Source organism: Parabacteroides sp. MSK.9.14, assembly GCF_019041495.1.
Taxonomy (GTDB): domain Bacteria; phylum Bacteroidota; class Bacteroidia; order Bacteroidales; family Tannerellaceae; genus Parabacteroides; species Parabacteroides merdae.
The window spans coordinates 1-19,409 of sequence record NZ_JAHPXO010000040.1 but is presented as its reverse complement, the minus strand read 5'-3'; the positions used below and the strand labels follow the sequence as shown (position 1 = coordinate 19,409).

The 19,409-nt window shown below is 36.1% G+C and carries 20 protein-coding genes and 1 pseudogene; all 21 read left to right on the top strand.

Annotation, left to right across the window (positions count from 1 at the left end):
- Nucleotides 1-3 precede the first annotated feature (3 nt).
- Nucleotides 4-1,212 carry a UDP-N-acetyl-D-mannosamine dehydrogenase gene (gene wecC, locus KTG12_RS17740; protein WP_007219039.1) on the top strand — a complete coding sequence of 403 codons (1,209 nt, stop codon included), beginning with the start codon at nt 4-6 and terminating at the stop codon, nt 1,210-1,212.
- 52 nt (nt 1,213-1,264) lie between these two features.
- The gene (locus KTG12_RS17735) at nt 1,265-2,395 is read left to right on the top strand and encodes a glycosyltransferase (RefSeq protein WP_007219040.1); all 1,131 of its coding nucleotides are present in this window, start codon (nt 1,265-1,267) and stop codon (nt 2,393-2,395) included.
- Nucleotides 2,377-3,381: a glycosyltransferase family 2 protein gene (locus KTG12_RS17730; RefSeq protein WP_007219041.1), complete on the top strand. Its 1,005-nt coding sequence runs from the start codon at nt 2,377-2,379 to the stop codon at nt 3,379-3,381. The genes KTG12_RS17735 and KTG12_RS17730 overlap by 19 nt, the downstream gene beginning before the upstream one ends.
- Nucleotides 3,365-4,792: a lipopolysaccharide biosynthesis protein gene (locus tag KTG12_RS17725; protein ID WP_007219042.1), complete on the top strand. Its 1,428-nt coding sequence runs from the start codon at nt 3,365-3,367 to the stop codon at nt 4,790-4,792. Before KTG12_RS17730 ends, KTG12_RS17725 begins: the two co-directional genes overlap by 17 nt.
- On the top strand, nt 4,789-5,733 hold the full coding sequence (locus KTG12_RS17720; RefSeq protein ID WP_007219043.1) for a glycosyltransferase family 8 protein: 945 nt from the start codon (nt 4,789-4,791) through the stop codon (nt 5,731-5,733). Before KTG12_RS17725 ends, KTG12_RS17720 begins: the two co-directional genes overlap by 4 nt.
- Nucleotides 5,734-5,735: 2 nt before the next feature.
- The gene (locus KTG12_RS17715) at nt 5,736-6,917 is read left to right on the top strand and encodes an acyltransferase family protein (RefSeq protein WP_057256637.1); all 1,182 of its coding nucleotides are present in this window, start codon (nt 5,736-5,738) and stop codon (nt 6,915-6,917) included.
- Between the two features lie 16 nt (nt 6,918-6,933).
- A complete protein-coding gene (locus tag KTG12_RS17710; RefSeq protein ID WP_007219045.1) occupies nt 6,934-8,235 on the top strand; it encodes an O-antigen ligase family protein in 1,302 nt (433 codons plus the stop codon).
- A gap of 2 nt (nt 8,236-8,237) precedes the next feature.
- Nucleotides 8,238-9,392 carry a hypothetical protein gene (locus KTG12_RS17705; RefSeq protein WP_034754611.1) on the top strand — a complete coding sequence of 385 codons (1,155 nt, stop codon included), beginning with the start codon at nt 8,238-8,240 and terminating at the stop codon, nt 9,390-9,392.
- 12 nt (nt 9,393-9,404) lie between these two features.
- Nucleotides 9,405-10,196 carry a polysaccharide deacetylase family protein gene (locus KTG12_RS17700; protein ID WP_057256640.1) on the top strand — a complete coding sequence of 264 codons (792 nt, stop codon included), beginning with the start codon at nt 9,405-9,407 and terminating at the stop codon, nt 10,194-10,196.
- A 182-nt stretch (nt 10,197-10,378) separates the two neighbouring features.
- The gene (locus KTG12_RS17695; protein ID WP_057256641.1) at nt 10,379-10,909 is read left to right on the top strand and encodes a TIR domain-containing protein; all 531 of its coding nucleotides are present in this window, start codon (nt 10,379-10,381) and stop codon (nt 10,907-10,909) included.
- Entirely contained in the window at nt 10,902-11,774 is an 873-nt protein-coding gene (locus KTG12_RS17690; RefSeq protein ID WP_034754614.1) for a macro domain-containing protein, read from the top strand. The genes KTG12_RS17695 and KTG12_RS17690 overlap by 8 nt, the downstream gene beginning before the upstream one ends.
- Before the next feature lie 3 nt (nt 11,775-11,777).
- Complete coding sequence (locus KTG12_RS17685; protein WP_007219050.1) at nt 11,778-12,308, top strand: TIR domain-containing protein; 531 nt, start codon at nt 11,778-11,780, stop codon at nt 12,306-12,308.
- Between the two features lie 19 nt (nt 12,309-12,327).
- Complete coding sequence (locus tag KTG12_RS17680; protein WP_007219051.1) at nt 12,328-13,386, top strand: glycosyltransferase family 4 protein; 1,059 nt, start codon at nt 12,328-12,330, stop codon at nt 13,384-13,386.
- Nucleotides 13,387-13,436: 50 nt separating this feature from the next.
- Nucleotides 13,437-13,811 carry an acyltransferase gene (locus KTG12_RS17675; RefSeq protein ID WP_172679981.1) on the top strand — a complete coding sequence of 125 codons (375 nt, stop codon included), beginning with the start codon at nt 13,437-13,439 and terminating at the stop codon, nt 13,809-13,811.
- A gap of 4 nt (nt 13,812-13,815) precedes the next feature.
- Nucleotides 13,816-14,313: a serine O-acetyltransferase gene (locus KTG12_RS17670; RefSeq protein WP_007219052.1), complete on the top strand. Its 498-nt coding sequence runs from the start codon at nt 13,816-13,818 to the stop codon at nt 14,311-14,313.
- Nucleotides 14,314-14,659: 346 nt separating this feature from the next.
- Nucleotides 14,660-14,782 (top strand): hexapeptide transferase family protein, encoded by a 123-nt coding sequence (locus tag KTG12_RS22340; RefSeq protein WP_005840881.1) that lies wholly within the window; start codon nt 14,660-14,662, stop codon nt 14,780-14,782.
- A gap of 6 nt (nt 14,783-14,788) precedes the next feature.
- Nucleotides 14,789-15,982, top strand: coding sequence for a glycoside hydrolase family 88 protein (locus KTG12_RS17660; protein WP_005636881.1), 1,194 nt, complete (start codon nt 14,789-14,791; stop codon nt 15,980-15,982).
- A gap of 12 nt (nt 15,983-15,994) precedes the next feature.
- A complete protein-coding gene (locus KTG12_RS17655; RefSeq protein WP_005656920.1) occupies nt 15,995-16,693 on the top strand; it encodes a WecB/TagA/CpsF family glycosyltransferase in 699 nt (232 codons plus the stop codon).
- An 11-nt stretch (nt 16,694-16,704) separates the two neighbouring features.
- The gene (gene wecB / locus KTG12_RS17650) at nt 16,705-17,865 is read left to right on the top strand and encodes a non-hydrolyzing UDP-N-acetylglucosamine 2-epimerase (RefSeq protein ID WP_007219053.1); all 1,161 of its coding nucleotides are present in this window, start codon (nt 16,705-16,707) and stop codon (nt 17,863-17,865) included.
- Between the two features lie 895 nt (nt 17,866-18,760).
- Nucleotides 18,761-19,069, top strand: coding sequence for an Arm DNA-binding domain-containing protein (locus tag KTG12_RS17645; RefSeq protein ID WP_005636892.1), 309 nt, complete (start codon nt 18,761-18,763; stop codon nt 19,067-19,069).
- Nucleotides 19,070-19,093: 24 nt separating this feature from the next.
- Nucleotides 19,094-19,409 (top strand): annotated as a pseudogene (locus KTG12_RS17640) (helicase); the annotation flags it as partial.

The window sequence follows — 19,409 nt, the reverse complement described above, 5'->3', positions numbered from 1 at the left end:
TAAATGAAAGCATGTTTCATGGGCTTGGGTTACATCGGACTACCCACAGCCATTATTGCCGCAAAGCACGGTATTCAAATAACAGGAGTTGATATCAATCCCCATGTCGTGGAAATGACTAATGCGGGACATCTGCACATTATTGAACCCGGTATGGAGGAAATGTTACAGGAAGTAGTGAAAGTTGGTATGTTGAAGGCTTCTGTTACACCGGAGGTAAGCGATGCTTATTTTATAGTAGTGCCTACCCCTTTCAAGGGAAACCATGAACCGGATGTGAGCTATGTGGAAGCTGCTACCCGTGCCGTATTGCCGTTGTTGAAAAAAGGGGATCTTTATGTAATAGAATCCACTTCACCTGTAGGAACTACAGAGGCTATGGCACGCATCATTTTTGGTGAACGTCCGGAATTGGAAGGTAAGATTTTCATAGCCTATTGTCCGGAACGTGTACTACCAGGCAATGTCATATATGAATTGGTGCATAACGATCGTGTTATCGGTGGCTTGAATCCTGAATCTACTGACAAGGCCATTGGGTTCTATTCGCAATTTGTACAGGGCACACTTCACAAGACCAACTGTCGCACAGCGGAGATGTGTAAACTGACGGAGAACTCCAGTCGTGATGTACAGATTGCCTTTGCTAATGAACTTTCCTTGATTTGCGATAAGGCGGGTATCAATGTTTGGGAACTTATCAACCTTGCCAACAAGCATCCGCGTGTAAATATCCTGCAACCCGGTTGCGGTGTAGGCGGTCATTGTATTGCGGTAGATCCATACTTTATCACCGCTGATTTCCCGGCAGAAAGCAAGTTAATCAGCGATGCTCGTGATATAAACAACTACAAGAGTTTCTGGTGTGCCGAAAAAGTGAAGAACGCCATGTTGGAGTTTGAGTTGAAGAATCACCGTAAGCCAGTTGTAGCTATGATGGGATTGGCATTCAAACCAAACATTGACGATTTGCGTGAAAGTCCGGCGAAATATATTACCACGAAAGTGATGCAGAGCTGTAATAATGCCGACATTTTGGTTGTAGAACCGAATGTAAAAGAGCATAACGTGTTTAAACTGACTGATTATAAAGAGGCTTACGACAAAGCAGATATAGTGGTATTCTTGACCGCACACACACCGTTCAAAGAGCTGGAATGGCGGGAGGATAAGGTGATATTGGATTTCTGTGGAATTTTCAAAAATAACTAAAGCCCTAATCAAGTGCTGAATTAAAATTTTAATTCAGCACTATTCCTCAATTATGAATATACTATTTATATTACAATACTATAAAATAGGTGGCGTTCAAACCGTTACTCATGTATTGTCAAATAAATTCGTGCAAGAAGGACATAATTGCAATGTTTTAACTCTTACACCATCAAAAGGAGAAGAAATACACCCTATATTAAACTCCAGAATTGGTGTTTCAGTAATAGATTCTCATACATTAAGTACAAAAGAAGCGATAATTCAATTAAGGAACTTTCTGATTGACAAAAATGTTGATGTTATTATTAATCAAAGTGGACATTTATTCAGAACAACAGCTTTGATAAAAAATGCGTCAAAAGATTTAAATATTAAGATTATATCAGTACTGCACAATACTCCAAGTTTTGGATTGAAGTTCAGATATAAACATAATATTACTGGCAAGTTAAAGTATTATAAGAATATTCTAAAACTGGCATACTCTTATCGGAAGGTGTATAAAAATAGCGATTTATATATTCTCTTATCAGAATCCTTTATCTCGGAATTCGAAAAGATATCTAGATTAAAGAATCTTAAAAAAATTAGACTGATATCAAATCCTATTACAATAGCCAATGAGGATTTTATATATAATTTCGAGCGAAAAGAAAAGCAGATAATTTTTGTAGGAAGATTAGAGTATACACAAAAAAGAATCGAAAGAATTTTAAATGTCTGGGGCAAAATACAATCTGAATATAAAGACTGGGAATTAACCATAGTCGGAGATGGTCCTGACATACTAAGACTAAAAAATATTACTGAAAATAAAAATATTCAGTCTGTTAAGTTTGTAGGTTTTCAAAACCCAAAAAGCTTTTATGAGAAAGCCTCAATTTTGTTACTGACATCAGATTATGAAGGTTTCCCACTTACGATAACAGAGAGTATGAACTTTGGTGTTATTCCTATTGTCTATGGTAGTTATAGTGCCGCATACGACATTATATCTGACAACTATTCAGGTATGATATCCAAGCCAAACAATGGATTTGACGAGGAAGACTTTACAAACAAGTTGAAAATGCTTTTGTCATCGGTAACTAAGCGGAAAGATTTTTCTCTAAATGCTCTAAATGACAGTAGGAGATTTTTACTAAACAACATTTACGAAAAATGGGAAAAGATCTTGTGACAGATGAAATAACTGTTATAATGCCGGCATATAATGCTGAAAGATTGCTTCCTGCAACTTTGGATAGCATTTTGTTGCAAACTTATAAAAACTGGCATTTAATAGTAGTGAATGACGGCTCCACAGATAAAACTGCGGATATATTAGATGAATATTCTTCCAAATATAAAAACATTGAATATATTACAATCAAAAATACAGGATCGGCAAGGATTCCAAGATTAAAAGCAGCAAGTTTGAGTAATAGCGAATGGATCTGCAACATTGATTCAGATGACATTATTGAATCAACTTATTTGGAAAAATTAGTAATACAGGCAAAGAAGACAAATTCAGATATAGTTTCTCCAACCATGCATTACACAACTTTTGAAGGTGAAGTCTTTAACCAAGTACCAGATAAAGGGTTTGACTTCAATCAAGTTCTGACAGGAAAAGATGCTGCTTTTCTAACCTTTAAACAAGGTTCTGGTTCTATGATTGCATGCAATGGAATGCTTTGCAGAAAGGAATTGTATGATGAACTTCTAAAAGATGTAACCTCATCTTCCTATGTATATCAAGATGAAGTGGATTTTTTTTTTATATTACTCAGAGCCAATCGTGTTGCGTTCAGTGACGCAAAATATACATATTTTAAAAATGACAATAGTGTAACCCATACTCCCCGAGTCAAAACTTATGATAAGTTACTGACGGAAATTAAATATAACCAATTAATAAAAAGAGAATATACTGACAATTCAATTATTCGTTTGGGAAATGCTCGTTTTCTTCAAACTCTGTTTGCAAGAAGAATTAAATATTTGAAAGAAAAACATCAATTTAATAAGACTCAACAGGAAGAAATAAATCAGATGTTTAGGATGGCTTTTCATCACATAGACTTAAATGCACGCTATCCTTTGATGAAAAAAATAATGTTTTCATTTGGTTTCCAATTCTTTAAATTAAGTGTAGGCATAATTCATGGCATCAAGCGTTAGTTCAAAAAAACAAAAAAGCGCATTAATATGGAATGCAGTTGAAAGATTTTCAACTCAAGCTATTCATTTAATATTAAGTATAATCATAGCACGTCTATTAAATCCTTCAGATTATGGCTTGGTTGCTATGGTGTCAATTTTTATGGCAATAGCGCAAACTCTGATAGATAGTGGTTTCTCGAATGCTCTTATACAAAAACAAAATCGTACGGAAGTTGACTTCTCAACAATATTCCATTTTAATAATTTTGCATCATTATTTCTCTATATTGTTTTATATTTTGGTTCAATTCCAATTTCAAAATTCTACGATTCTTCTGAACTGATACCGGTTCTTAGACTATTTGCTTTCAATCTTATAATTCAAGGATTATCTATCATACAACAGACCCAATTGATAATAGAACTTAGATTTAAAGATAAAGCTAAAATATCCCTTGTTGCGGTTATTATCAGTGGAATATGCGGCATAATAATGGCTTATAATGATTTCGGACCATATGCGTTGGTTTGGCAGATTATAATAATGAATGCTATTACAACGATTGGGATATGGATAATGAAACCATGGAAACCGATGCTGGTATTCTCCTTAAGTTCATTTAGAACGTTATTCAAATTCAGTTCCAAAATTATGATAGGAGGATTGTTGCACAGTGTATATACTAACATTTATTCTCTTATAATCGGAAAAATATACAATAGCGCAGCATTGGGGCTTTACACAAAGGCAAATAATTTAAGTAAAACACCTTCTTTACAAATTGCAACCATTATCGATCAGGTTTCATATCCTGTATTATGCGGATTACAAAACGATAGTGTTCAACTTAAAACAATGTTTTTTAAATATTTACGCCTATCATCATTTATTATAACCCCAATAATGATTCTTTTATGCTGCCTGGCAAGACCTTTGGTTATTATACTGTTAGGTACTAAATGGGAAGCAATGATAATTTTTCTACAAGTTCTAAGTTTGGCTTACATATTGGAACCTGTTCAGAAATTTAATTGGCAATTGTTGAATGTTCATGGTCGTTCTGACTTGTCTCTTAAGTCTGAAGTAGTAAAAAAAATAATCAGTATATCTCTTCTGCTAATAGCTATTCAATTTGATGCGATTTATGTCGCACTGTCTTTATTGATATATTCGGTTTGTGATGTAATTATCATTATATATTTTGTGAGACAAATAACAGATATCAGCTACAAGGAAGAAATTAGGCAATTAAAGCCTTTTTATATTGGGGGACTCCTAATGTGTTTGTTGATATATTTAACAATTTGTCTTATCAGTAATGTATATATATCATTTATTGTCGGTCTATTAGTAGGCTTGGTAACGTATGCCATTATTTGTAGACTATTTAATTGTCCTGAACTTAAACACATATCTAAAAAATTATGATTCATATAGTATGTGGAATTGACGACAAATTTGTAATGCCATGTGGAGTTCTTATGTCTTCCGTTTTTGAAAATAACAAGAATGAGCAAATTGAATTTCATGTTATTACGGCAGGACTGAAAAACGAAAGTACCAACAGCTTGCAAAAGATTGCAGACAACTATAACCAAAGGCTTTCGTTTGTAGTTGTTGATGAAGTTGTTTTTAAAGATTGTCCCACAAACACGTATATAAGCGCAGCGGCATACAACAGGATTCTTGCAGCAAACATTCTACCCCCAGATATGAAAAGATGCCTTTATCTGGATGCAGATATGATTGTAACCAGAAATGTAAGAGATTTATATAATGTCAATATGGATAATGCGGCAGTAGGAGTTGTAATTGACCAATCCGGTGATGACATAAGACACTTTAACAGATTGGGTTATAGTAGAGAAAAAGGTTATTTTAACTCTGGACTGCTTTTAATGGATTTGGAAGTATGGAGAGAAAAAGAATTACCCAATAAGGTACTTGAATATATCGATTCGCATAAAGGCAATTTGCAATTCCATGACCAGGATGCATTGAATGCGGTTCTATATGACGATACCTATTATCTTCCTATGAAATATAATTCGCAATTCTCATTCCTATACAAAAATCCATATATTGACAAATCACGCTGGCAAGATATGTACGAGGCAGCGGAACACCCGGTAATCATACATTACACAAATAAAATCAAACCTTGGCATAGAGAGTGTATACACCCTTATAAAGATATCTGGTTTGAATACTATAAGAAAACTGAATGGGGAAAGAATAAATTAAGGGTATATTCTAAAAAGGGATATATGAAGATTCTCATTAAAGAGTTTCTAAACAAATGCGGAATAAGAAAACTTAATCCACCAACTATGCTTAGAGAAGAATTTTATAAATTTTATCAACATTAGAAATGGACAATATAAATACATCTTTGATTGTTAAGTGGTTGAGATTACCAATGGCTTTGTTGGTAATCTTTATTCACATGACACCCCATTTAAATCCACATTTCACCCCTGTTTATAGCATAGACTGGCAATCTTTATCACCAGATAACATATACTCAATTATCGGAATATTTTTCAATAATCTATGCACTGTTGCTGTCCCTTTCTTCTTTTTTACGGCAGTATATTACTTTTTCTTTAACACAGAAAAATTTGATAAAGATACATATAAATCAAAAATAAAAAAACGGATAAAAACGCTATTAGTTCCTTATGTGTTATGGATTATTATAACAATCATTCTGCGCATCTTGTACGGTCTGTACAAAATGTACGTACTTAAACTATCTATTTCAGAACTTCCATCTGATTGTTTAACAATAGATGAAATAACAACACTTTCAAACATTCTAAGTTTTTTTTGGAACTATTTCATAATCAACGAAAATAATACTTTAAATCCATTAGGGCTTTCATCTTATTTAGCAGCTCCTATCAATATCCCATTATGGTTTTTAAGAGACCTGATTATTTTAACTGCAATTTCTCCGTTGCTATATAAAGGTATAAAATATTTAAAAAAATGGGGTATTGCTATATTATTGGCTGCTTTTATCTTAAATATAGAAACCCTACCAGGTATACATGTCAAAGGACTTTTCTTTTTTGTGTTTGGAAGCTATCTGGCTGTTAATAAACTTGATATTCTGGATACTTTCAAAAGTTACAAGTGGCTTATTCCATTATCTATAGCATTACTAATAATGCTTGTCCCTGCCGACAACATGCCTATATCTACGAGTATACGGCATATATATCAAGTAACTGGCATCATTGCTGTTTTCCTTTTAGCCAATACAATGATAAAAAAACTCAAGTATATAAATCAATTTATTTTTAAACACTCGAATGCTTCCTTTTTTATCTACGTTGTACATACTATTCCCATAGTTGTCGCATCTCCTCGGGGTTTTACAAGTTTATTAATTGATAAAACTCTATATATTAGTGGTTTATATAAGCACTCAGGGGGGATAAGTTACTTCTTAACTCCGTTTGTATGTCTTTTCGTATGCATAATAATGTATAATATATTGAAGCGTTTTATACCTAAAACAATGGAAGCACTTATAGGTGGAAGATAAAATTTCCTCTAATAATATGACAGATTTAAATACAACAAATACATTAAGTAATCCGCTCAACCGCTGGATAACATACGGTATATGGTTAATGATAACCCTAATTTATATACCTATTCCTGCAGTTCCTGGTACGCTTATTACATTTACGCTATTTATACTTTCATTATACTCAATGAATAATGAAACTAGAGGTTTTGCTCTTATGTGTTTTGCTGCCCCTGTGTTAGGTGCTTTATTCTTTGTTTTGCATATTCCTTTAACGGCTTATTTTATATGTTTATTCTTAGGATTGGTATTTCTAAGGAATTATATAAAATCCAGCCTGAATATAAATGAAGAGTTTATCTATTTTGGATTACTAGTGATTATTTTCCTAATTGCATACCTATATGGACCACAGCATTCTTACAGCAATTTTAAACTGATTTATATCATTTCGATTGGATTTTGTTCTATTATATACTGGAAAGTTTATTGCCAATCACCAAAACTACAATCTTTAGTACTTGCTCAGTTTTTATGCCTGATAAGTTTACTGTTTATATATATTGCTTTTGACTTTTATCCGTTTAAACATCCTGCACATATTTTTGATTTGGATTTCTTTAGGAGTTCATTTTCTTTTATAAAGAAAAGCACAGATATGGTTTTGACTTACCATTCTGTTGGAATACCTGCAATGATGGGGATTGCTTTGATTTTAAGTTCTTTTGAACTATCTAAACTACGAAAAAGGAATGTTGTAACACTATTGCTACCTCTTATAATTTTATTATTGATAGCACAAGCACGGCAGGCAATATTTGGAACTTTCATAATCTTGTTTATCCGCTTGATTATAGATACCAGAATATCACTTGATAAAAAAATTTGGTTTTCTGTAATATTGGCTTTTGCTTCTTTACTTATTCTTACAAATCTAAAGTCTAAAGCTATTGAGGGTTCTATGAATGCAACTACGCTTAGCCAAAGTCTTAATAGAGACTATGATAATGCTTTCAAGATATTAGAGACAGACTTCATTTTAGGAAAAGGGTTGGGTGGCTTTAGTACAAACGGAGCCAGAGCATATCCACATAATCTGTTTCTGGAATTATTTTGCGAATTGGGTATGGTTGGAACTCTTTTGATTGTTATGATTGTATTTGTGCCATTAGTGGTAAAACCAGATCGATTTCGTTTATTGACTATATCCAACTTTTATGCTCTTCCTTTAATAGTAGCCATATTTATTAGGTCGATGATGAGTTCTGATCTAATTGACAGTATCACTCTCATTACAGCGATTATAGTAATATCAAAAACTCAAACAAACTAATTATGATGAAAAAGCTAATCTATATAGCAGGTGGAAATGTTTCTGTTTTGGAGTCCCAAGTATTGGAACTGCTTAAGTTTTATCACATCAAAGGTATTCCTTTGGCATTGATAATGGGATATCGTAATACCAATGAAAAAGGGGAAATTGAAAAGAAACTATCCAATTATTCATTTTTGGATGTCGTATGGTTTAAATCATATCCTACATATCAAATATTCGAATTTCTGACTATCCGAAATATTTTTTCGGCTGTAAAGAAAGTAAAAGATTGGGAAAATTCATTTTTTCATGTAAGAAGCGAGCATCTTGGCTACCTTATAAAAAAAATGGTTATAGATCAAAGACTTAATAATCGAATTTTAATCGATATCAGGGGGGTAGTTTATCGGGAAATCGAATTTAAGTATATGCGGTGTTCCGGTATTCGCAAGTTATTGCTGAAAGTTCAAGCTAATTATTATCAATTTTTCTACAAAAGACTGTTTGACAGTAGAATCGTTAGCCAAATTGTCATTTCTTCAGTTTCAACACCAATCAATGAGTATATCCGGAAAAACTATTCAAATTGTAAATACAGATTATGTGTTCACCCCAATATTGCAGGAAAAGTGATGGAATTCTCTGTTTCCTATAGAAATGAAATAAGGAACAGATATGATATTAAAGATAATGAATTGCTTGCAATTTGCCTAAGTGGAGGAGATTCGCTTTGGCAACAAGATAAAAGTAACATCGACACCCTAATATCTAAAGGCATTAGGGTTATCTCCTTATCTAAAAAGGTTTTTGACAATGAGAAGTGCATTAGCCTTTTCGTGCCATTCCAAGACGTTCCAAAATATCTTTCCGCAGCTGACATAGGAATACTTTGGAGAGATAGAACATTTATAAATTATTCTGCCTCACCATCTAAATTAAGTGAATTCGCTGCTTCCGGATTATTTATAATCCATAACGGCAGTGTCAATATTGCAGAAGAATATATTGAAAAATATGGCGCAGGGGTGATTATAGAAGATATGAGTAATTTAAATACCAATCAAATAGAACTGATCAAACAGCAAAACAGAATCAAAAATGCAATATCAGGGCAAAATATGTTTGGTGTAAATGCTATAGGAAACTCATACATCAACCTTTATAAAACTTTTTAAAAATCAAGAATAATGATTCGTCCATTATATTTTCACAATCCAAATCAGGAAGGGTTTGAGGCAATTATTAAACATTTACATTCAAAGAACTATAAATTCATCAGTATTGAAGAACTTTATAGCCGATTGGAAAAGAATGATACCAAAGGAAAATTGGCATATATATCATTCGATGATGGCTGGCAAGGTAATTTAAAGTTGATTCCAATTATAGAGAAGTACAATGTTCATATAACAATATTTATTGCCGTTAATCCGATAATGTCAGGCAACTTTTGGTGGGAATTCGTTGCAAAAAAAGTTGGTTATACACAAATGCAAAATTTTAAAAATCTTCCCCACGATGAGTTTGAAAGTCAACTTAAAAAAATAAAAACAGAAGTTGCTGATTTACAACGATCAACAATGACGATTGATGAGCTTGAGACGATTACAAAACACCCTTTGATATCAATTCAGTCACATACTATAAATCATCCGATTCTTACCAAATTGCCAGATGATCTGTTGGATTTTGAACTTAGTGAATCTCAAAAACAATTAGAAAAAATCACGGGTAAGAGCATTTTCGCTTTTAGCTATCCCAACGGGTCCATTTCTCATAGAGAAATCAACGCTGCAAAAAAATATTATAAAATTGCATTTTCAACAAAGCCGAATAATATCTCGGCAAGTGCAGATTTGTATACCTTACCACGCTATGCACTGACAGGTGATTATATGCGTGATTTGCTTAAGATGTATGGCATCTGGAAATATATAAAGGGATGTTGTGAAAAAATCACAAGAACTTTCAAAGCTTAAATTATAACATATACATACCAAGCAATGAAAATTTTAGTCAATACTCCCAGTTTGAAATTAATGGGAGGAATTGCGAATCATTACAAAGGATTGCGTGCTTTTTGGACGGAAAATGTAATATACAATACTATAGGGAACCGCCTAGTGACGGGTTTTGAACTATACGTCAAAATTGGACACTAATGAATATACGGGCTTTAAAAAACAAGACTAAAACTTATCTTGCCGGAGACTGGTCTGGTGATAAGGCTGCCATTGATAAATTGCACGAATGGAATGAGGGAAATCGTTGGAGTCTTCATTTCATTGATGTACACAACTTGACACAATCTAGAGATAACAGTAACAACTGCAATATAAAAACTTCACTGAGAATGAGAATGGGAATTTCAAAGACTTTCGTTCTTATTATTGGTGAACATACTAAATCTCTGAGGAGTGGTGCTTGTTATTTATGTAAATGGTATAGGGAAAATTCTTGTTTGTTGAGACATTCTGTAGATAATCGTAGTTATGTGGACTATGAGTGCGATATGGCGATTAAAGAAAATGCTAAGATTGTGATACTTTATAATTCTATCATTGTAGACCGAAACAAATGTCCAGAAATGCTACGGAACAAAGGAATCTATAAGCCTATGAAGAAATTTAACTTTAATACTTGGAATGTGGAGTGGGATTATCAGACTGTGAAATCTGCAATCAATGATTAATGATATGCTTAATAATGTAAAAATATTTATGCTGAGTAACTACAATTTCTTTCTTAAGCAAGTAGCGTTGGCAATGGGTACCATTTCTTGTATCCTGACAATCTTTATCGGTATATGGCCGCGATTTAATTGTAGTTGTATGTGGGGGTGCTGCCTATTTGCTTCTATTGCTTGGGGCTTCAGTTCAATAATACCAGGAAAAGAAATCAGGATAGATTTTATTCGCAGACGTAGAATTCGTGTGAAGGTGGGTGATCTATTTGATACAGAATGTGGAAGTATCGTGGTCATTCCGGTGAATAACTATTTAGACACTCAGTTGCAACATGATGTGATAGGTCCGCGTACTGTTCATGGACTGTTTATACAGCATTATCGTGATAAATATCCGAGAAAGAATTTAGATGATGAAATAACCAATGCAATATCAAGAGATGGTATCCTCTCATCGGGAAGCGTTGCGTCTCGTAGAAATGTAAGTGGCAAACTTAATAAATATCCGTTAGGAACAGTTGTCCGTTTGTTTGAGGAAGACAAACAGTACTATCTTGTGGTGGCGACAGAGTTTGATGAAAACAACCATGTGATTTATCAGCCAGAGAAATATACTTATATGCTGCTTACTATGATGGAGAAGATAAACACCTATAATAGCGGTCATCCTATCTATATGCCTATTATTGGTTCCGGACAGACCGGGCTAAATCTTTCCAAACAAAAAACATTATGTCATATTTTGCAATGTTTCAGTTTGGTGGACCATTATGTAACTATGGGTGGAACTACCATTGTAGTTCATAAAAGTGATACGAAATTTATATCCTTAAATAAGGTAAAGTATGAGTTTAACAATTTAGGAACATAAAATATGGGAACTTATAGAAATGGCACATACGTGGCCTTTGATGGACAGGGAGAAGTAAATCCTGTCAATAGCGACTTGCATAATTTTGAATTGCTAAAAGCATGGCAAGCAAATGACAATGTTCGTTTTAATTTTGTAAATAGTCATGAGAAAACTTATAGTGTGAGAGACTCAAGTAGTTTGGAAACATTGAAAGCGAGATTGAAAGAACGAATGGCTAATTCTAAGAATATGTTGGTTATAGTTTCTTCTCAAACAAATAAAAACAGAGGGTTGTTGAATTGGGAGATACAGCAAGCTGTTGAAGTTTATAAATTACCGATTATCGTGGCGTATGTAGGTTTACAGTCTTTAAATAGTTTTAGTCTAAACCTTTACTATAACTGGTTACCTTCTAAGTTGCGTGAGTACGTTAATAGCAACACTGCAAAAGTAGCACATACCCTCTTTACACAATTCAAGATTGGAGGAGCAATTAATTACTATTCTGTAGTAACTCCAACGATGCCTATAAATAGTATGGAGATATATTGATATAAACATTCTGTTTGTCATGAAAATTCTAATAAATACATCCTCCTTAAAATTAATGGGCGGAGTTGCGAGTCATTACAAAGGATTGCGTGCTTTTTGGACGGAAAATGTAATGTATAATACCATCGGAAAACGTAATGCAACAAAATGTGGCAGTGGAAAATATTGGTTACTTTGGGACTGTTTGAAATTTATATTCCGGTTGTTGACATTTCGTCCGGATGTCGTATTAGTTAATCCATCTTTAGGAACTTCTGCATTAAAACGTGATTTTTTTTTCTTAAATGTTGCTCATGCTCTTGGCTTTAAGGTAGTCGTGTTTATTCATGGTTTTAATTGGGATTATGCGAAGACTATCAATAAGAAATGGGTGGTACGTCATTTTAATAAAGCCTCACTGATTTTTGTGTTGGCAAATGCCTTTAAAGAGGAAATGATGTCATGGGGGGTTACTTCGCCAATAAGTCTTACAACAACTAAAGTTGATGATGCCTTGCTCGAAAATTTCAACCCTATGAAGGATAAGACTTTCAGCAGCAAAAACATCTTGTTCTTGTCAAGAATAGAAAAAGCAAAAGGAGTTTATGAAGCTGTAGATGCCTTTGCCATTTTAAAACAAAAGTACAGCGACTTGACTCTGACTTTCGTTGGTGATGGATCGGAACTTAAACCTCTGAAAAAATATGTTGCTGACAAAGATTTGTCTGATGTAATATTTACGGGCAGACTGGCTGGTGAAGCCCTTAAGAATGAGTATAAAAACGCATTATTATTATTATTAACGACTCATGGAGAAGGAATGCCAACGGTAGTTCTTGAAGCAATGGCTTTCGGCTTGCCGATCTTGACAAGGAATGTCGGCGGTCTTGTTGACTTTTTCCAAAACGACAAAATGGGATTTATAACGGACTCCCTTGAACCGAAAGATTTTGCCGATGCAATGGTTCCGTACATAAAGGACAAGGAGTTGGCACGAAAGGTCGGCGCATATAATGCACAATACGCCAAAGAACATTTTATGGCGTCAAGCGTTGCAAGGCAAATTGAAAACACAATAAAAGAAACTATAAGACTATGAAACTGTCAAGAATTAAGAAACTTGTCTTCCTTCATTTACAGCATTTGCCAATGAAGTCAAGGGGTTGGAGACCAACGCTTTGTAAATGGGGGGGGGTAAACATCAAATGCCCTAAAAAGACCTTCATCGGAGAGGACGTTATTTTCGACACAAATTATCCCGAAGATATTGTCATTGAAGAGGGCGTGCGCCTGACTGTCGGCGTCCGGATTGTAACGCATTTCATGAACCCGAAGACAGGCAGTTATGACCGCGGTCAAGTGCATGTTGGCAAAGGAGCCTACATTGGCATGGGAACAATGGTTGTCAAGCCGGTCACAATCGGAGAAGGGGCAATCGTAGGCGCCGGGGCAATAGTGACGAAAGATATACCGTCAAACGAAGTATGGGCAGGAAACCCCGCCCGCTTTATCAGAAAACGATAAAATTATGCCAAACGCAATATTTTTTTACAGAATACAGAGGTGGTTATACTTACACCACATTCCATTTTTACCTAAATTAATTCAACTATTAATTTTTCTGATTTACAACACTAAAATTACTGCTGATTCAAAAATCGGTAAAGGATCTTATTTTGTTTGTAAAGGAATTAGCACTGTACTAATCCCAGGAACGGAAATTGGAGAAAACTGCGTATTAGGTTTACGATTCTCAACAGTAAGAAAATTTCCATATAAAAACGTTCCTAAAATTGGCAATAACGTTTTTATCGGTCCAAACGTTGTAATCTGTGGACCAGTAGAAATTGGTGATAACTGTATTGTTGCAGCTAATTCGTTTGTTGATAAATCATTAAGGGGGGGGGTAATTGTTGCAGGCTCTCCTGCTAAAATAATCGGATATACTAAAGACTTAAACTATAATATTTCTTCAAATCAAAAAGATTTAGATGGAATAGCACCATATCTGCAACCAAAAGAGTAAATCAAAAGTTGCAATCGGATATAGTTTTAAAAGGATAAAACTATGTTGAATGCAATCTCTTTTTATCGGGTATCAAGGTGGCTGTACTTGCACCACATTCCTGTACTGCCAAAATTGATAACATTGCTTATTTTCCTAATTTACAACAGCAAGATTCCATACCAGGCAAAGATTGGCAGAGGGTCAACTTTTGGATACGGAGGTATGGGTGTTGTTATCCATTCTAAATCAATTATAGGGGTAAACTGCACTATATGTCAGCAAGTTTCCATAGGGGGGTAATTCAAGATTTCCGGAAGTACCAGTGATAGGTAATAATGTTTATATTGCGAAAGGTTCTATCGTTATGGGTGGTATAACAATCGGAAACAATGTTACAATAGGAGCAAACGCAGTCGTAACCAAACCAATTCCCGATAATGCTATCGTTGCAGGCGTACCCACCAAAATTCTAAGGACTAAAGAATAACATAATATGCATAAAGTTATCAACTCTTTTCGCTTGCTGAAGGAGTATTGCGAGAATGAGGGGTTCAAGGGTTGGGATCCCTATGACGGACTTAACTCGAAGGTTTTTCAGGCGTTGCCGTTCCTGAAGAAGTCGGCAATCTGCCGCCTGGTTGTTATCCAAGGATTTAAGCGCTGCCCAGTCAATCTCCGCAGGCTTGCGCTTGTCCCCAAGGAATATAATGCCAAGGGCATCGGGCTTTTCCTTTCCGGTTACTGCAACCTATATAATGCGGTTAAGGCAAACCCCAAACTTGCGGAAAGCCTCGGCTCTCCCGATTCCCTGAAATCACGGATTAACGAACTGGCTGAACTGTTGATCTCTCTACAATCAAAAGGTTACAGCGGTGCTTGCTGGGGATATAACTTTGACTGGCAGGCTCGCAGACTTTTCCTTTTCCCAAAGTTTACTCCAACCGTTGTTGCGAGCAATTTCTGTGCAACCGCTCTTATGGAAGCATACGAAATTACCAGAGAGAAAAGGTTTCTTGAAATCGCTCTCAGTGCGGCACATTTCGTTATCAACGACCTTCACCGCACGGAATATAAGGACGGATTCCTATTCTCTTACAGCCCGTTGCAGGGAAACGACACTGTCTTTAACGCCTCACTGCTCGGCTCAAGGCTGCTTAGTTTTTGCTACAAGTACACAGGCAACGAGGAATACTGCGAACTTGCAGAGCAAAGCATAAAGGCATGCTGCTCAGGTCAAAAGCCAAACGGTGCATGGGTATATGGCATGCTACCCGTTCAGAGTTGGGTTGACAGTTTTCATACAGGCTATAACCTTGATGCGCTTATTGCATATCAGGAGCTGACAGGCGACAATAAGTATCGCAAATATATTGAGAAGGGCTTTGAATATTATATTCAAAACTTCTTTGAAGCCAACGGAATGCCAAAATACTACGACAACCGCACTTATCCCATCGACATTCACTGCCCGGGGCAGTTGCTCGTAACGCTCGCAAGGTTGCACAAGATCGAAGAATACAAGGAAATTGCAGAAAAGGTCATTGATTGGACTATCCGCAATATGCAAGACCGGAAAGGCTATTTCTACTACCAGTTAAAGCCGGGGATAAGTTCAAAAATATCATATATGCGTTGGAGCAATGCGTTTATATTTAATGCTATGAGCCATTATTTACTTGCCGAATAATATTTTAATCTTATGGATAAAGTTTCATTAAACGGGGTCGAAATATTCCCTTTCGACTCCGAACAGCAACTATTGCATTATGTGGACACGCATAAGGGCATATTGGTAGCGATCAATGCAGAAAAGATATTGCATGCCACGGAACAGACACGTGCCATTATCAATCGAAATATTGGGTATTGTGATGGAGCCGGTGCACAAATGGCTTTAAAGCAGAAAGGTTATAAAGATGCCTGTAAGATTCCCGGATGTGAACTATGGCTAAAGATTATTACTCGCTTTTACAAGGAAAAGACATTCTATCTGGTTGGTGGAAAACCGCAAATCGTAAATGAGACCGTAGAGAAACTGTGTTCTGAATATCAGGATATCCGAATAGTGGGTTATCGTAACGGCTATATCAAGACGGATGAAGAGAAACGACGATTGATAGACGATATTGTGGAGAAGAAACCGGATGTGGTATTCGTGGCTATGGGGTCGCCAAAGCAGGAATTGCTGATGGAGGAGATACAGCAACGGCATCGCGCTATCTTCCAAGGATTGGGTGGCAGTTTCGATGTCTATACAGGTCATGTGCAGCGCGCACCGAAATGGTGGGTGGAGCATAATCTGGAATTTGCTTATCGCTTGATAAAAGAACCCAAAAGAATTAAACGTCAGATCCACTTGGTGAAGTATGCTTGGTGGCTGATGAAGAAAAAATTATAAACAGAGGAAATATGAAGAAAGTGATGTTGGTCTTCGGCACCCGTCCGGAGGCAATCAAGATGGCTCCGCTGGTGAAAGAATTCCAGAAACAGCCAAAACGGGTAGAGACTGTGGTGTGCGTAACCGGACAGCATCGGGAAATGCTGGATCAGGTGTTGAAGATATTCGACATCAAACCGGATTATGATTTGAATATCATGAAGCAGGGACAGGATCTGTATGATGTGACCGCTCGTGTGCTAACCGGTATGCGTGATGTACTGAAAGAGGTAAAGCCCGATGTGGTATTGGTACATGGGGATACTACCACTTCTACAGCTGCAGCTTTGGCTGCTTTTTATCAACAGATACCGGTGGGACATGTGGAAGCTGGTTTGCGTACACATAATATTTATAGCCCATGGCCGGAGGAGATGAATCGGTTGTTGACGGGGCGTCTGGCGACCTATCATTTTTCTCCCACTCCGTTAAGTCGTAATAATCTGATTAAAGAGAGCGTTGATGACCGCAATATCATTATAACTGGTAACACAGTGATTGATGCACTTTATTGGGTAGTGGATAAAATCAAGAACAACAAGGAGCTAGATAATGAATTGGAAGATATATTGAGCAAAGCGGGTTATGATGTAAACCGCTTGAACAATGGCAAGAAGCTGGTATTGATTACAGGGCATCGTCGTGAGAATTTTGGTGACGGATTTATCAATATGTGTACAGCTATTAAAGATTTGACGGTTAAATATCCAGATTTGGATTTTGTTTATCCTATGCACTTGAATCCTAATGTACGCAAGCCGATTCATGAGGTGTTCGGGGAGAATCTGTCCGGCTTAAAAAATATGTTCTTCATTGAACCATTGGAGTATTTGAGTTTTGTGTATCTAATGGAGAAGAGCAGCATCGTATTGACAGATAGCGGTGGCATTCAAGAGGAAGCTCCGGGACTGGGTAAACCGGTATTGGTGATGCGTGATACCACGGAGCGACCAGAAGCATTAGATGCCGGAACGGTGAAACTGGTAGGTACGGACTATAATAAGATTGTAAACGAAGTATCATCTTTGATTGATGATAAAGCAGCTTATGAAAAAATGAGTAAGGCTGTAAATCCGTACGGTGACGGATTAGCCTGCGGACGTATTGTAAATGCATTGTTATATAGGATATAAGCTGAGCTATGAAGCTGATACTGAAAAATATTTTTACAAATCGAAATACTTGTTATTACTTATGGTTTGCATTACCAAGAGCTAATAAACTTAAAGTGAAAGTTTTTTCTGGAGTTGAACTTCATTATCGGGACTTGTTTCATGGTAAGATATACGAATTGTTGCAAAACCTAACATCGGGTATAAAATGAAGAATGATAAACGAAAAAAAGAAATTTTTCGGTGGATATTCCTCGGAGGACTTTTGTTGTTTGTGACTTTTCCTGTTTTTACGCAGTAAATACAAGAATGAGTGGATTGATTTATGTGCCGAGCACGGACATAGATGATGGAGGAAAAACTCGCATAGGTGGTCACTTTTTCAGAAAAGAGTTCCTGCCCGATGTCAGCTTGAATTCGTTAGGAAAGTGGATGTATCATACAGGCAATCATTTTTTGAGCATCATTCCTTTTTCATAGATTGAGCTGGAATTATTTGTACTATACAGAAAAAATTAAAAGACAGCAATATAGATAATATGGATTTTGATCACAAGAATTGATATTTATCTAAAAGAATCAGGCCTATCAAAGAAAACGAATGATGATCATGTATTGCTATTGGAAGTAATGATCACATTACGACGAGTGACAAGGTGAAAAGAGATGATTGGCCGGATAGTAGAAGAACCATATTGGGGAACTATTATGTTGCTGCCACTAAATATACGAAAAAAAAACATATCATAGGTTTCTATGTCACCTACCGAAAATGAAAACGTGATTACAATTAAATGGAATGGAGTGGCAGACTGTATGACTTATCAGTCCTCTTTGCAAAACGGGAAATATTCTTCGGAAGGTATATGCTTTTACATCAACCTACTGTAAAATACTAATCAAGAAAATAATAAGGATGCCTACAGTCGTTGTCCGTTTTGAGACTTGTAAGAAAGCCATAGGGTACGGTACGGTTTATTACCGTATCTACAAAGGACATAACCGACGTATGGAATTTTCTTCCCACCTTCACCTACCAACTTCTTCTTGGGATGAAACCACAAAGACAATCCGGGGAGAGCATCCCAAAGCCTGTCTCTTTCGTGCTCAGATGGAAGCGGATCTTCGGCTTTTGAACCGGATTATAACGGAAGATGTTACCGGTCGACTGACAATGGGCGATATGATAGCCATCTTTAAACATCAAAGGACAATAATCAAATGAACTTTTGACTTGTAAGTCAATAGGATGGTACCGTCTTTGACAGATTGCTATCACCGTCTAGGTTTTCAGGTAACAGAATCCGAAGATGGATTACGGATAGGCTTCAAACCGGGAATGGCACATGCTATCGTGAAGGAGATTTGGAACGAGCAGCCTTTGACCCGTTCGGATGTTGAAAGGTTTTATGAAAAGCTTTCTTCACTGAACAAAGGATATCGAAATCTCTATTTCAGGATCGTGGCGCACGGTGGATTCCTGCCGGAGGCATTGGACTTTGAACTGCACGGGCTGACCGTTTCGGATGAAAGCTATATTGAAAGCCTCTTGTCCGGAAGACATG